General features: G+C 69.3%; 14 protein-coding genes and 1 riboswitch. Of the genes, 8 read left to right on the top strand and 6 right to left on the bottom strand.

Features of this window, described 5'->3' with window-relative positions; genetic code table 11:
* Positions 1-52 precede the first annotated feature (52 nt).
* On the top strand, positions 53-2,659 hold the full coding sequence (locus ABZ803_RS10125; protein WP_357034867.1) for a LuxR C-terminal-related transcriptional regulator: 2,607 nt from the start codon (positions 53-55) through the stop codon (positions 2,657-2,659).
* The gene (locus tag ABZ803_RS10120) at positions 2,656-2,940 is read left to right on the top strand and encodes a hypothetical protein (RefSeq protein WP_357034865.1); all 285 of its coding nucleotides are present in this window, start codon (positions 2,656-2,658) and stop codon (positions 2,938-2,940) included. The genes ABZ803_RS10125 and ABZ803_RS10120 overlap by 4 nt, the downstream gene beginning before the upstream one ends.
* Positions 2,941-3,161: 221 nt before the next feature.
* Here ABZ803_RS10120 and ABZ803_RS10115 read toward each other — a convergent pair whose 3' ends face one another.
* Together ABZ803_RS10115 and ABZ803_RS10110 are read right to left on the bottom strand one after the other, a co-directional pair.
* Positions 3,162-3,800 carry a methylated-DNA--[protein]-cysteine S-methyltransferase gene (locus ABZ803_RS10115; RefSeq protein WP_357034863.1) on the bottom strand — a complete coding sequence of 213 codons (639 nt, stop codon included), beginning with the start codon at positions 3,798-3,800 and terminating at the stop codon, positions 3,162-3,164.
* A 184-nt stretch (positions 3,801-3,984) separates the two neighbouring features.
* Entirely contained in the window at positions 3,985-4,212 is a 228-nt protein-coding gene (locus ABZ803_RS10110) for a hypothetical protein (RefSeq protein ID WP_357034861.1), read from the bottom strand.
* 63 nt (positions 4,213-4,275) lie between these two features.
* On the opposite strand from ABZ803_RS10110, the gene ABZ803_RS10105 reads away from it, so the two are divergent.
* Entirely contained in the window at positions 4,276-5,781 is a 1,506-nt protein-coding gene (locus ABZ803_RS10105) for a PLP-dependent aminotransferase family protein (RefSeq protein WP_357034859.1), read from the top strand.
* A gap of 338 nt (positions 5,782-6,119) precedes the next feature.
* Here ABZ803_RS10105 and ABZ803_RS10100 read toward each other — a convergent pair whose 3' ends face one another.
* Positions 6,120-7,217, bottom strand: a complete 1,098-nt coding sequence (locus ABZ803_RS10100) for a CaiB/BaiF CoA-transferase family protein (protein WP_357034857.1) — start codon at positions 7,215-7,217, stop codon at positions 6,120-6,122.
* A gap of 146 nt (positions 7,218-7,363) precedes the next feature.
* Here ABZ803_RS10100 and ABZ803_RS10095 point away from each other — a divergent pair, with 146 nt between their 5' ends.
* Positions 7,364-7,861 carry a DUF456 domain-containing protein gene (locus ABZ803_RS10095; RefSeq protein WP_357034855.1) on the top strand — a complete coding sequence of 166 codons (498 nt, stop codon included), beginning with the start codon at positions 7,364-7,366 and terminating at the stop codon, positions 7,859-7,861.
* Between the two features lie 3 nt (positions 7,862-7,864).
* Here the strand turns inward: ABZ803_RS10095 and ABZ803_RS10090 are convergent, their stop codons facing one another.
* A complete protein-coding gene (locus tag ABZ803_RS10090; RefSeq protein WP_062967839.1) occupies positions 7,865-8,740 on the bottom strand; it encodes an amidohydrolase family protein in 876 nt (291 codons plus the stop codon).
* Positions 8,741-8,825: 85 nt separating this feature from the next.
* Positions 8,826-10,289 carry an FAD-dependent oxidoreductase gene (locus tag ABZ803_RS10085; protein ID WP_357034852.1) on the bottom strand — a complete coding sequence of 488 codons (1,464 nt, stop codon included), beginning with the start codon at positions 10,287-10,289 and terminating at the stop codon, positions 8,826-8,828.
* A 375-nt stretch (positions 10,290-10,664) separates the two neighbouring features.
* Between ABZ803_RS10085 and ABZ803_RS10080 the strand changes: the two genes are divergently transcribed.
* The 3 genes from ABZ803_RS10080 to ABZ803_RS10070 all read left to right on the top strand — a co-directional run bounded on the left by ABZ803_RS10080 (position 10,665) and on the right by ABZ803_RS10070 (position 12,936).
* A complete protein-coding gene (locus ABZ803_RS10080; protein ID WP_062967841.1) occupies positions 10,665-11,114 on the top strand; it encodes a hypothetical protein in 450 nt (149 codons plus the stop codon).
* 63 nt (positions 11,115-11,177) lie between these two features.
* Positions 11,178-11,294, top strand: a riboswitch (SAM riboswitch).
* 14 nt (positions 11,295-11,308) lie between these two features.
* Positions 11,309-11,725, top strand: coding sequence for a rhodanese-like domain-containing protein (locus tag ABZ803_RS10075; RefSeq protein WP_062968324.1), 417 nt, complete (start codon positions 11,309-11,311; stop codon positions 11,723-11,725).
* Positions 11,722-12,936, top strand: coding sequence for an O-succinylhomoserine sulfhydrylase (locus ABZ803_RS10070; RefSeq protein WP_357034850.1), 1,215 nt, complete (start codon positions 11,722-11,724; stop codon positions 12,934-12,936). The genes ABZ803_RS10075 and ABZ803_RS10070 overlap by 4 nt, the downstream gene beginning before the upstream one ends.
* Positions 12,937-12,978: 42 nt before the next feature.
* On the opposite strand, the gene ABZ803_RS10065 is transcribed toward ABZ803_RS10070, so the two are convergent.
* A complete protein-coding gene (locus tag ABZ803_RS10065) occupies positions 12,979-13,425 on the bottom strand; it encodes an RpiB/LacA/LacB family sugar-phosphate isomerase (RefSeq protein WP_357034848.1) in 447 nt (148 codons plus the stop codon).
* 82 nt (positions 13,426-13,507) lie between these two features.
* Between ABZ803_RS10065 and ABZ803_RS10060 the strand changes: the two genes are divergently transcribed.
* A complete protein-coding gene (locus ABZ803_RS10060; RefSeq protein WP_357034846.1) occupies positions 13,508-14,137 on the top strand; it encodes a type 1 glutamine amidotransferase family protein in 630 nt (209 codons plus the stop codon).
* Positions 14,138-14,149: the final 12 nt, after the last annotated feature.

Here is a 14,149-nt window from a genome sequence, read left to right as displayed (position 1 = left end):
TATCGTGGTCGCTCGGCTTCGATCATGATCGGTGAAGAACTACAGTTAGAGCATGGCTCGGAACTGGCCGATGATCGAGCGCGAAAGCGAATTCGAGGCGATCCGCGCGGCGCTGACCGGTCCGGAGCACGTCGGTGTGGTGCTGACCGGCGATGCGGGGGTGGGCAAGACCACCCTGGCCAGGCACGCCACGTCCGCGATCGGCGGCAATGTTCGCTGGGTGGCGGGCACCGAATCGGCGCGCAGCATTCCCCTGGGGGTCTTCGCGCACATGGTCGGCGTCTATACGGCGCACGATCCGGTCACCTTCATGTCGGCGGCGCGCGAGGCGTTGCTCGCCGACGGGGACACCGTGATCGGCGTGGACGACGCGCATCTGCTCGATCAACTCTCGGCCACCCTGTTGCTCCAGCTGGCCATCGATAAAGCCGCGCACATCGTGGTGACCGTGCGCAGCGGCGTTCCGGTGCCGGACGCGGTCACCTCGCTGTGGAAAGACGGTCACCTGACGCGCATCGACCTGCGTCCGTTCACCCAGCGCCAGAGCGTCGAGCTGGTGGAGTCGATGCTCGGCGGGCAGCTCGAGGGGTTCACCGCCAATCTGATGTGGGAGTCCTCCGCCGGAAACGCGCTGTTCCTGCGGCATCTGGTCGAGGGTGCGCTGGAGGCGGGCACGCTGCGCCAGGTCAACGGGGTGTGGCAGTTGCGCGGCCGAGCCGCGGTGACCTCGGAGCTGGCCGCGCTGCTGGAGGATCGGGTCGAGCAACTGCCCGAGCCGGTGCTGCGGGTGCTGGAACTGCTGACCTTCTGTGAGCCGATCGATCTCGACGTCCTCGCCGAATTGGCGGGCGAGGACGCGGTGGAAGCCGCCGAAACGCGCGGGGTGATCCGGGTCGTGGAGAATTCCCGGGATCTGATCGTCCGCTACAACCATCCGCTGTTCGGCGAGGTGATCCGGCGCAGGCTGGGCATCGCCTCGGCGCGACGGCTGCGCGGCAGGTTGTATTCGTCGCTGAAGGAGCGCCGGATCAATTCCGCCGCCGACCGTATCCGGCTGGCCGAATTGGCGCTGGACAGTGACAAATCCGCGGATCTGGAATTGTTCGAGGCGGCCGCGGCCGACGCGATCGGATTGGCGAATCTGCCGCTCGGCGAGCGCTTCGCCCGCGCTGCGGTGGAGCGGCGCGGCGGCGTGGAGGCCGCCGACCTGCTGGCGCGCGCCCTGCTCTGGCAGGGACATCGGATCGAGGCCGAGCGCACCCTGGCCAGCTTCGACCCCGACCAGCTCGACGAGGTGCAGCTGGCACGCTGGGGCAGCACCCGGGTGGCGAACCTGTTGTGGGCCATGGGCGATGCCGATCGCGCCGACGAGGTGCTGAAGCTGGTGCGCGGGAAGGTGCGGCATCCGAAGATCGCGGCCATCTTCACCGGGCTGGCCTCCGCGAGCCTGGTCAACGAGAACCGGGTGGACGACGCGATCGCCGAGGCGGAAACGGTGATTTCCGCCGACGGCGCGCCGCCGTGGGCGGTGTGGTGGGCGGCGTTCGGCGGCGGCTTGGCGCTGGCGTTGATGGGCAGGGGAGAAGAGGCCAGGCAGTACGCGGCCCGCGGGCACGAGGTGGAAGAGCACATCGACGGGCTCAACCGCTTCATGTCCACGCACGCCGAGGTGCTCGCCCTGACCTTCACCGGCGATCTGGACGCCGCGCGACGCCGCGCCGGGTCGTTCGTCGGCTACTCCTCGCCGGGGCAGTATCTGGCCTGGGGTATGTCGAAGATCCTGCAGGGCACCGTCGATGTGGCGCAGGGGCGGTTCCTGGACGGCATCGACAATCTGGAACAGGCGCTGGCCGCACTGGCCGCGGAGGGCGCGGCCGCGTGGATGTTCCCCGCGCGAATCCGTCTGGCGGAGGCGTATTCGGCCCTCGGGCGCGCCGCCGAGGCCGCCGAGTCGATCGCGCACGCGACCGCCCGGGGCGGCAGGCACAGCGCGGTGTACGAACCGCAGCTGGAAGTGGCCCGCGCTTGGCTGGCCGCCGCCGAAGGAACCGTGACCCCGGCCATCCGGATCGCGGTGGGCGCCGCCGACGCGGCCGCACACTCGCATCAGCACGCGATCGAGGCCATGGCACTGCACGCCGCCGCCCGCTTCGGCGACCATTCGGTGTCCGGACGACTGGCGGAGCTGGCCGTCCGGGTGGAAGGGCGGCTGGTGCAGGCGCAGGCGCGGCACGCGGTGGCGCTCGCCGCCCACGACGGACCCGGGCTGGACGCGGCGGCAGCCGAATTCGAGCGTCTCGGCGTGCTGCTGTCGGCCGCCGACGCCGCGGCGCAGGCCGCGTCGGCCCATGAGCGTTCCGGGGATCGGCGCAGGTTGCTGGAGTCCGCCGCCATGGCCAACCGCCTGGCCGCCGCCTGCGGCGGAGCGAGTACCCCGGCGCTGCGGCAGGCGGCGCAGCCCTTGCCCTTGACCGCGCGGGAACGCGAGATCGCGAACCTGGTCGCCGCGGGTCTGTCCAATCGGCAGATCGCCGACCGTCTCACGGTGTCGGTGCGCACCGTGGAGGGCCACCTCTACCGGGCCTGCATCAAGATGGACGTCACCGATCGCGAGTCCCTCGGGGCGCTGATGCGCGGCGAGTCAGGAAGCGGAGGATGATCTGGCGACCGGCCGCGGTGAGCTGCGCGCTGGCAGCCGGAATCGTCCTGGCCGCCGGGTGCTCGGACGGGCGACCGCAACCGGTCACCAGTTCGGCGCGCTCCTCGGCGACGGTGGCGCCGAAGACCGAGACGCCTCAGGAGCGCAACGCCCGGATCCGGCAGAAGCTGATCGAACTCGGTTGCTCGACGAACGCCTGTATCCAAACCTATTTCGGCTGCGAGGACGGCTACATCACCGGCGACGCCTGCGAATTCTTTCACGCGCACCCGGTGCTGTAGTTCGCAGCGCCCGCGGCGCGAACGTCGGATGCCCGGTCCCGCTTCGCTCGAATATCGAGCCGGCGTGATCGGGTTCGCCGGTGGGACGCCCGATTCCATCGAGCCTCGGCTTCGGCCGTAGCCCAATCAGGCATGCCGACGCGGATTACCGCGCGGACAGAGCGGCATGCCGAGCATGTCGGCCGAAAGGGCCGTGCAGGAAGGAGACGGGCGAGACCGGCTCAAAACAGTGTGGGTTCGCCGAATCCCGGTGTGCGCTCGATGCTCAGCAGGCGCTGCTTGGTATCGATGCCGCCGGGGGCGGAGAAGCCGTGCAGGGCGTGGTCGGCGGCGAGCACGCGGTGGCACGGGATGATCAGCGGGATCGGATTGCGGCCCAATGCCTGTCCGACCGCCTGGGCGCCGCCGGGCGCGCCGACGCGATCGGCGACCTGGCCGTAGCTGAGTGTGCGGCCCGGGTCGATGGCGCGCGTGACGGCGTAGACGGCGCGGTGGAACTGCGGAATCCCACTGATGTCCACGGCGATCCAACGCAGGTCGTCGAGTTCGCCCGAGAGGTGGGCGCGGATACCCGCGATGGCCTCGGCGATCGCGCCGGTGGGCGGCTCCTCGTGGAGCTTCTCACCCGCGTGAGCGCGGGTGATGCGCGCCCGGGTGGCCGCCGGGCTCGCCTCCGGGAGCTGGAATCGGATCACACCGGCAGCGCTCCACGCGATCGCGCAGCAGCCGATCGCGGTGTCGAACAGCGCCGCCGCGGCCCGGCCCGTCGGCGCGGGACGGCCCGGGATCAGGGGCTCCGTTGCCGAACCGATGGCCTCGGCCGCCGGACGATCGGCGGCGAGACTCGTGGCGTCACTCATGAGCCAAGTGTGCACCGCGGGACCGACAAATACGCAAGTAACAGTCCAGTTGTTCAGAACTGGCCTTTGCCGTGCTGCTGCCGAGCCGGGTGCGGGCGATGAAAAGACCGCGGCGGGCCCGCGGGCGGCCACCGCACTGGCCTGGTGCGGGCGCCGTGGCTTTTCGTAGCGCTGTTCGCGAGCATTACGCGCCGCTGGACAAGCCCGGATCCGGCACATCCAGTCGACCGTGGATCGCGGCGAGATCGGAGTATCGACGCTGGTAATCGTAGTGTGAAGGGATGTGGTCGGACATCGGCGTGCCCGGGTGGAAGCGCTCGAGACGGAAGGCCCGCTCGTCGCGTTTCGGCGCGAAGCGGTGGATCAGGTAGCCGGACAAAGCGACCAAGAACAGGGTGGTGAGGGCGGTCATGTCCGCCAGCGTGCGCGCTACTGGCCTTGCCAAGGAATATCCAATCGGCCGATACTGGACCGCATGGCTACGAGAGTGATCGGCGCGGGCAGCCTGGCCCGCGATCTGGGCCGTTGGCGGCACGCGCACGACGGTGATCCGGATCCGGCCGGGCGGCGCTCCACCCGTCCGGCCTACCTGGCCCTCGCCGAAGGCATCCGGCTGCTGATCCACGACGGTCGCGCACCGCTGGGTGTCGCCTTGCCCAGCGAACGCGATCTCGCCGCCACCCTCGGGGTCAGCCGCACCACGATCACCTCCACGTACGCGCTGCTGCGCGAACACGGCTACCTGATCAGCCGCCAGGGCTCGCGCAGCACGGTGGCCCTGCCCCGGGACGTGCAGCACGACGGCGTCAAACCGGCCAGGAGCATCCTGGCGATGATGGCCTCGCCCGAACTGCCGACCATCGACATGACCTATGCCGCGATGGCCGCCCCGCTGGAGATGCAGGACGCGTATTCCGTTGCCCTGGAAGGAATTCCGGCCTATCTCGGCACGCACGGCATGGACCCGGTCGGCGTGCTGGCGCTGCGGGAGGCGATCGCCCGCCGCTACACCGCGCGCGGTTTGCCGACCGAACCCGACCAGATCCTGGTCACCCTCGGCGCCCAGCACGGCCTGCGCTTGCTGCTGAACGTGCTGACCGCGCCCGCCGCCCGTGTGCTCATCGATCACCCGACCTATCCGAACGCCATCGAGGCGATCCGCGATGTCGGCGCCCGGCCGGTGCCGGTGCCGCTGCGGCCGGAGGATCCGGCGGGCGGCTGGGATCTCGACGGAATTCGCAGTGCCGCCCGGCAGACCGCGGCGAGCCTGGCCTACCTGGTGCCGGACTACAACAACCCGACGGGCTTGCTGCTGGACGCCGACGGCCGCGCCGAACTGGCCGCCATTGCCAGGGATACCAGGATGGCCGTCGTGATCGACGAATCCATGGCCGATCTCGGCCTCGGCGCGGACATCGCACCGCCGCCGGTCGCCGCCTTCGCCAAAGGCTCCGAGATCATCACCATCGGCTCGGCCTCGAAATCGTTCTGGGGCGGTCTGCGGGTCGGCTGGATACGGACCAATCAGACGCTGATCACCAAGCTCCTCGGCATTCGCTCCACCGTCGACCTCGGTACCCCCGTGATGGACCAGCTGGCCACCGTGCACCTGCTCGAGCACGCGGACGTGATCCTCGACCGCCGCCGCGACCAGTTGCGTTCGCAGCGTGCCGCCCTGCTCGACACGCTCGCCGAGGAACTGCCGGACTGGCGCGTCACCGTCGGCGCGGGCGGCATGTCGGTGTGGGCGCAGCTGCCGACCTCGGTCTCCACCGCGCTCGCCGCCACGGCGCCCAACCACGGCGTATTGCTCGCGGCCGGGCCTCGATTCGGCGTACAGGGCGCGTTCGAGCGGTTCCTGCGGCTGCCGTTCACCCACCGGGAGCCCGAATTACGGTTGGCGGTCAAGGCCATCGCGTCCGCCTATGCCGCGCTGACGCCTCGCGCCGCGGACCCACTGACGCCGTTGACCTGCTACTGAGGGGATTTCGCTGTGCTGGCCCTTGGAGGGGCGCCGCCGGCGGCACTCCCCTCCGAGCGCCGCCGGGCACGAGTGGCCGGTCACCCCTCGGGACTGGCCCTGGTCGTGCTCGGGCGGCGTGCGGAAGCTCGCACGGTGCCTCGGCCTCCAACTCGAGCGGTGGTCAAGGAGCGGACCGGACAATGCCCGGGGAAGTCCGCTGTCCTCGAAAGCCACCTGCTCGCGGACAGTATGGCAGGCCCGGTGCCGAACTGTCGAACCGGTTGGTATGTTGAAATTTTCAATTACCCGCAGCAGGACGGAGTGCCGGGCGGCGCGCACGGCACCCCGTCGGGTGCTCAGTCTGCCCAGACCGACTCGATCGGCGTCGCGGTGGTGGGCGGCGGGGTCGGAATCCCGTTGGGAGTGCGGGAGAATCGCGGCGCGGGGGCGTGCTGGGTGATGGCGTCCAGCTCCAGCAACGAGCCGCGGGCCGCGATGTGCTCGTTGCGCGTGGCCTCCTCGAAGGTGAGCACGGGCGAGACGCACGCGTCTGTGCCGGTGAAGATCTCGGACCACTCGTCCCTGGTCTTGGTCCGGAAACGTTCGGTGAACAGCTTTTTCAGCGTGTCCTGCCCGGCGGGGTCGAGCTGGAAGGGCAGGCCGTCCGCGTCGATCTCCAGGCCGGCGAGCAACTGGGCGTAGAACTGCGGTTCGATCGCGCCGACCGCCATGTATTTGCCGTCGGAGGTCTCGTAGGTGTCGTAGAACGACATTCCGGTGTCGAGCAGGTTGACGCCACGCTCGTCGGACCAGGCGCCCGCGCCGCGCATGCCCCAGATCATGTGCGAAAGGGCAAGGGCGCCATCGACCATGGCCGCGTCGATCACCTGGCCCTTACCGGACTGCTGCCGCTCGACCAGCGCGGCGAGGATGCCGAACACCAGGAACATCGAGCCGCCGCCGAAATCGCCCACCATGTTCAGCGGCGGGACCGGGCGTTCGCCCTTGCGGCCGATGGCGTGCAGCACGCCGGTGATGGAGATGTAGTTGATGTCGTGTCCCGCGCGGTCGGCCAGCGGGCCCTCCTGGCCCCAGCCGGTCATCCGTCCGTAGACCAGGCGCGGGTTGCGGGCCAGCGCGTCGTCCGGACCCAGGCCCATCCGCTCGGTGACGCCGGGGCGGAAGCCCTCGATCAGCACATCCGCTTTCTCGACGAGACCGAGCACCTTCTCGATGTCGGCGGGATCCTTGAGGTTGGCCTCGACGATGGTCCGGCCGCGCAGCTGCGGACGGTCGAATCCGCCCGGCAGCTGACCGGCGCGCTGCACCCGCACCACGTCGGCGCCCAGATCGGCGAGCAGCAGTGCGGCGTGCGGACCGGGGCCGATGCCGGCCAGCTCGATGACCTTGATGCCCGCGAGCGGGCCCTGCTTGGCGGTGGATGGAGTGCTCACGCCCTACCTCGGTTCGTCGTTGATCCAGCACACCGGTGACCGGTGCGTCCTCCCGGACGCGACCGGGAGGGGTGTATTGACAGTATGACAATAACGCCGCGCCGCTACGGCTCGCCCGCGGCTGTGCGCCGCTCTAGGCTGCACGTGTGGAAGCGCTGTCTGATCAGGGGTGGTACAACCTTCTCGCCGGTCTCGCGATTCTGGTCGGCCTCGTCGGGGTCGTCGTGCCGATCCTGCCGGGCGTCATCCTGATCTTCGCGGCCATCGCCGTCTGGGCCTTCCTCACCGGTGGCGCGACGGCGTGGACGATTCTCGCGATCAGCGCGTTGTTGCTGGTGCTTTCCGGCGTCGTCAAATACACCTGGCCCGGACGCAAGATGAAGGACGCGGGCGTGGCGGGCCGGGCGGTCTTCCTCGGCGCGGTCCTCGGCATCGTCGGCTTCTTCGTGATCCCGGTGATCGGCCTGTTCGTGGGTTTCGTTCTCGGCGTGTATCTTTCGGAACTCCAGCGGCTGCGGGTCAACCGCGAGGCGTGGCAGGCGACGGTGCACGCGTTGAGGGGCGTCGGCCTGTCCATCCTGATCGAACTCTTCGGCGCCTTGCTGGCCACCGGGGTCTGGCTCGTCGGCGTCTTCGCCGTCTGAGCGCTACCGATCGATGGCGGGGAACGGAATCGTGTCGCCCGCCCGGTTTTCCGGGAGTTCGTCGCGGCGCAGCCGGAGGGTCGGCGGTTCCGGGCGGTACAGCGGCAGCGTGGGGGCCGGATCGTCACGGACCACGCGTTCGCGGGCCGGCAGCCGGTAGAACGCGCGCGCGTTGTCCTCCAGCACCGCGTACATGTCGGTGCCCACCACATCGCAGAGCAGATCCACGTCCGAGTCGCGGAACGGGCGTCCGGCCCTGGTGCCGGGCAGGTCGGTGCCGAACATGAGGGCTTCGGGATTCACCGCGTGGACGCGGCGCAGCGTGTCGGCCACGTTCATCGCGACCCGGCCGAAACCGGTCGCCTTGACCTTGGCTCCGCGGTCGACGAGATCCAGCAGGAAGGGCAGCCCCTCCGCGGACATGCCCAGATGGTCGACCGACAGCGCGGGCAGCTTGGAGATGACCGGTTGCAGCGACGCCAGCATCGTGCCGTCGATGTAGACCTCGACGTGCCAGCCGGCCAGTTCGTGTGCGCGCAACGCCTGCAACGTCATTCCGGTGATGTCGGCCGCCGCTCGCTTGAGGTTGAACCGAAGCGCGCGCACGCCGATGCGGTCCAGTTCGAGGATTTCCTCGTCGGTGGCGTCCAAGTCGAGCCGGGTGACGCCGACCCATCCCTCGCCGAGTTCGGCGAGGGCGGCCTTCAGATAGGTCTGGTCCGTGCCCTGGAACGACCCGCTGACCACCGCGCCGCCCGCGACGTCGAAGCGCGACATGCGCTTGCGGTAATCGGCGATGGTGAACGGGTCGGGCAGGTAGCCCTCGTTCTCGGCCAGCGGAAATCGCGGGTCGAAGATGTGCAGGTGGGCATCGAACACTTGTACAGAATGCCTCAGGGTCGAATTTTCCGCTGCCACAGCTGGGGTGTCGTCGTGGCAGCGGAGTCGGTCGCAGCCGGGGTGATCAGACCTTGTGCGGTTCGCTGGCGCGCAGCATGTCCTCGCGCTCGACGACCTTGACGCGCTCGCGGCCCTCCGGCTCGCCGAGGGAGCGTTCGTGCGCGTCGAGGCGGTACCAGCCGGCCCAGGTGGTGAACGGGATGCCCTTGCTCTCCAAGAACTCGGTGACGGCCTCGGGTTCGGGGCGCTGCGCCGGGGTGAAGCCGGAAGCATCGTCCAGCAGGCAGGCGATGGTCTCGTTGGCGTCGCCCTTGGTGTGGCCGATCAGGCCTACCGGGCCGCGCTTGATCCAGCCGGTGACGTAGGTCGCGGGCATGTAGCGCGCGGCGCCGTCGGCGTTCTCGTCGGCGATCACGCGACCCGCTTCGTTGGGCACGGTGCCCGCCTGGTCGTCGAAGGGCAGCTGGGTCAGGTTCTGCGACAGGTAGCCGACGGCGCGATAGATCGCCTGCACGTCCCAGTCCTTGAACACGCCGGTGCCCTTGACATTGCCGGTGCCGTCGAGCTGGGTGCGCTCGGTGCGCAGGCCGACGACCTTGCCGTTCTCGCCGAGCACCTCGGAGGGGGATTCGAAGAAGTGCAGGAACAGCTTGTGCGGCCGGTCACCGGCGTCGCGGATGGCCCACTGCTCGAGCGTGTTGGCGACCATGTCGACCTGCTTGGAATGCCTGCGCGCGGCTTCGGAGCCTTCGTCGTAGTCGATGTCCTCGGGGTCGACGATGACCTCGATGGTGGGGGAGTGGTCGAGTTCGCGCAGCTCCAGCGGGGTGAACTTGGCCTGGGCGGGCCCGCGGCGGCCGAAGACGTGCACCTCGACGGCCTTGTTGGCCTTGAGGCCCTTGTAGACGTTCGGCGGGATCTCGGTGGGCAGCAGCTCGTCGCCGGTCTTGGCCAGCACGCGGGCCACGTCGAGAGCGACGTTGCCGACGCCGAGGACGGCGACCTTCTCCGCGTCCAGCGGCCAGGTGCGGGGGACGTCGGGGTGGCCGTCGTACCAGGAGACGAAGTCGGCGGCGCCGAAGGATCCGTCGAGATCGATACCGGGGATGGGCAGGGCGCGGTCGGCGTTGGCGCCGGTGGAGAAGATCACCGCGTCGTAGAAGGCCCGCAGGTCGTCCAGCGTGATGTCGGTGCCGTAGTCGATATTGCCCAGCAGGCGAACCTGCGGCTTGTCCAGCACCTTGTGCAGGGCGGTGATGATGCCCTTGATCCGCGGGTGGTCCGGCGCGACGCCGTAGCGGATCAACCCGAACGGCGCGGGCATGCGCTCGAACAGGTCGATGCTCACCTCGGCATCGGACTTCATCAATGCGTCGGCGGCGTAGATCCCGGCCGGTCCGGCGCCCACGATCGCGATGCGGAGCGGGCGGGTCCTCGCGGTGTGCGCGTCAGGCCCGGCGGAGGAAGCCTGCGTCACCACGGAGGGCTCGCGAACACCGCCATCCTCTACTGCACTCTGTTCGGTCATCTCTTTACGCGCACCTTACGGTCGAAACAATTAATGACGTCTTGCTTAGCTTAGGCTAAGTTGACGCACCGGCTCGGTCGCGCCCTCGGGGCGCACGCCTGCGTTGCCGGCTCGTGGCTGCACGGTGCTCCGTTCGCCGCGGCGTGGAGCTGCCGATTCGCTATGACAGCAGGCCGCCGTCCCGCGATTCTATCGGGATGGCCGATGCCACCCCGCGTCGGTGCGTGAACTCGGCGGATGCCGTCGAAAGCCACAATCGTCGCTTACCCGCTCGCGCGCGGCCTATCGCGGACGCCGGGACTCGCCCGGCGCCCGCCCGTTCCGCAGCCGGGGGCCGAGCGCTCGATACCCGCGCCGACCAGGGATCATCGAGCCATGACCGAACAGCAGCCGACCCCGGGCGAGGACGAGATCATCCGGGTGGATCAGACCGACAAGCGCTCGGCGGCCCCGTTCATCGCGGCCGCGGTGGTCGCGGCGATCGTGCTGATCGCGATCGTGCTCGGCGGCGTGCTGTCGCCCGCTGAGAAAAATGTCACAGAAGCCGACCGCATCGCGGCGGCCGTCCGCAACTTCGTCGACGGCTCCAACCGCAGCGACGCCGTGCCGCCGCCAGGCACCGCGTGCCAGGGTTTCGACGCGACCCGCTCGCCGCTGGCGGGGCAGGACGGCGCCGGAAAGCCGGTCGAGATCACGAAAATCGACAGTCCGATCATGGACGGCGACCGGGGGAAGGCGACCGTGACCACGAAGGTGGACGGGCAGGAGCGGACCTCGACCTGGAATCTCACCCGATCCGGCGGTAAGTGGCTGGTCTGCACCTGAGCGTTCGCGCAGTGTGCGCCACCGTTTGACAGGGTGACCCGGGCCGGTGCAATCTCAGTCGAAGGTCATGAGAACCAGTGTCAAGCCCCGGCATTACTGGTCGGCAACCCTCCTCCGCGGTGGGGTGCTCCGGGTGACGACCTGGCGGCGCCCTGGTCCCGGGCGCGGCAAGTGCGGATTCGCAGGAGGTGCACATGAGTTATGCCGGTGACATCACCCCTCAGCAGGCTTGGGAGCTGCTGCGGGACGATCCGGAGGCCGTCCTCGTGGACGTGCGGACGGAAGCGGAATGGAAGTTCGTCGGCGTCCCCGACACCAGTTCGATCGAACGGCCGACCGTGCTGATCGAGTGGGTCGATTCCACGGGCGCGCGCAACGAGACGTTCGTCGAGCAGTTGAAGCAGGCGCTCGACGGCCACGATCCCGAGGCTCCCGTCGTCTTCCTCTGTCGCTCCGGTCAGCGTTCGATCGGTGCGGCGATCGCCGCCACTTCGGCGGGCTACCGCACTTCCTACAACGTGCTCGAGGGCTTCGAAGGCCCGCTCGACGAATTCGGGCATCGCGGCGGCGCGGGCTGGCGTGCCCTCGGATTGCCCTGGCGGCAGTCGTGATCACCGGCGGCGCGTTCGACAAGCCGCTGCCCGACGGCGTCGGTCCCGCGACGCTGGGCGTGCGCGGCGGGCTGCGGCGCTCCGGTTTCGAGGAAACCGCCGAAGCGCTCTATCTGACCTCCGGCTTCGTCTACGAGAGCGCCGAGGCCGCCGAGGCCGCGTTCACCGGCGAGGCCGAGCACTTCGTGTACTCCCGCTACGGCAACCCCACGGTGGCCATGTTCGAGGAGCGGATGCGCCTGATCGACGGCGCCGAGGCGTGCTTCGCCACCGCGAGCGGCATGTCCGCGGTGTTCACCGCGCTGGGCGCGCTGCTGAAGGCGGGTGACCGGCTCGTCGCCGCGCGCAGCCTGTTCGGCTCGTGCTTCGTGGTGTGCAACGAGATCCTGCCGCGCTGGGGCGTGGAGACCGTCTTCGTCGACGGCGAGGATCTCGACCAGTGGGAGCAGGCGCTGTCGGTGCCCACCCAGGCGGTGTTCTTCGAGACGCCCGCCAATCCGATGCAGACCTTGGTCGACGTGCGCCGGGTGACCGAGCTGGCACACGCGGCGGGCGCGAAAGTGGTGCTGGACAACGTGTTCGCCACTCCGCTGCTGCAACGTGGCTTCGAACTCGGCGCCGACGTGGTGGTCTATTCGGGCACCAAGCACATCGATGGGCAGGGCCGCGTGCTCGGCGGCGCGATCCTCGGCGCCCGGGACTACATCGACGGCCCGGTGAAAACGCTGATGCGCCATACCGGCCCGGCGCTGAGCCCGTTCAACGCGTGGACCCTGCTCAAGGGCTTGGAGACGATGCCGCTGCGGGTACGCCGCTCGGCGGAGTCCGCCCTGCGCATCGCCCGTTTCCTGGAGGGCAACCCGGCCGTCAGCTGGGTGCGGTACCCGTTCCTGGAATCTCATCCGCAGTACGCGCTGGCCACCGGTCAGATGAGCGCGGGCGGCACCGTGATCACCTTCGAGCTGAGCGCCCCCGAGAACGAGGCGAAGAAGCGCGCTTTCGAAGTTCTCAACCGGTTGCGCATCGTCGACATCTCCAACAACCTCGGTGACGCGAAGAGCTTGATCACGCACCCGGCTACCACGACCCACCGTGCCATGGGGCCCGAAGGCCGTGCCACCATCGGCCTGACCGACGGCGTCGTGCGTATCTCGGTGGGCCTGGAAGACGTCGAAGACCTCCTCGACGACCTCGACCGCGCCCTGTCCTGATCCCTCTCGGCGGTCGCCCGCGGATCGGTCAGGGCGCCTACGTCAGGCTCGCCGTTCGATCTCGGACAGATGGGCGATGTTGGCCTGGTCGTCGTGGCCTGCGCTCGGTTCGGTGGTGAACCAGGCGTCGAGGATTTCCCGGAGTTCGGCGCTGGAGGTCGAACGCAGGCTCAGGGCGAGGACGTTGGCGTCGTTCCAGGTGCGGGCGCCCGCCGCGGTCGAAGCGTCGGCGCAGAGCGCGGCGCGCACGCCGGGGACCTTGTTGGCCGCGATCGAGGCGCCGGTGCCGGTCCAGCAGCAGACGATCGCCTGGTCTGCCTCGCCGGAGGCGACGTCACGGGCCGCCGCCTCGCTGGCCCATGCCCAGTCGTCGCGTTCCGTATCGCACAGCGCGCCGTGCGGCACGATCTCGTGGCCGCGCTTGCCCAGCTCGTCGATCAATTCCCGGGCCACGCCGACCCGCTCGTCCGCCGCCACCGAGATTCGCATGCTCCCAGCGTAGTTGCCGGTTTCATCGAGGGAGACACCCTCGATATTGACAGTATGCTGTCATATATGACAGCATACTGTCATGCCTACGAAGACAGTGCACATGGCCGTTTACGACACCCTCGCCGATTGGGAGGTAGGCGCGGCCACCGCGCACATCAACAAGCCGAGCTGGCACCGGGAGCCGGGAACATGGCAGGTGAAGACGGTCGGCCCGAGCGCGGAGCCGATCACCACCATGGGCGGCATGCGCATCGTGCCGGACGTCGTGCTCGCCGATCTCACGCCCGCCGACAGCGCGATGCTGATCCTGCCGGGGGCGGAGACCTGGGAAGGGCCGGAGCTGGACCCGTTCACGCACAAGGCGCGCGAATTCCTCGACGCGGGCGTGCCGGTCGCCGCGATCTGCGGCGCGACGTTCGGCCTGGCCAAGGCCGGCCTGCTCGACAACCGCGAGCACACCAGCAATGTCGCGGAATACCTGCGCTACAGCGGCTATGCGGGCGCGGACCACTATGTCGAGGCCCCGGCCGTCACCGATGGTGATGTGATCACCGCCAGTGCGAGCGCGCCGTTCGAATTCGCGCGCGAGGTGTTCGGCAGGCTCGGCGTGTACGAGCCGCACGTGCTGGACGGCTGGTACCGGTTGTTCGCACACGCCGATCCCGGCGGCTGGGCGGTGCTCGCGGAGTACGACGCGCAGCACGTGTAAGCGAGAATTGCC

It is taken from the genome of Nocardia sp. NPDC047648, from assembly GCF_040642815.1.
In the GTDB taxonomy this organism is placed as follows: Bacteria; Actinomycetota; Actinomycetes; order Mycobacteriales; family Mycobacteriaceae; genus Nocardia; species Nocardia gamkensis.
Note: the sequence above shows the minus strand (reverse complement) of the source record. Positions and strands in the feature narration are given on the sequence as shown.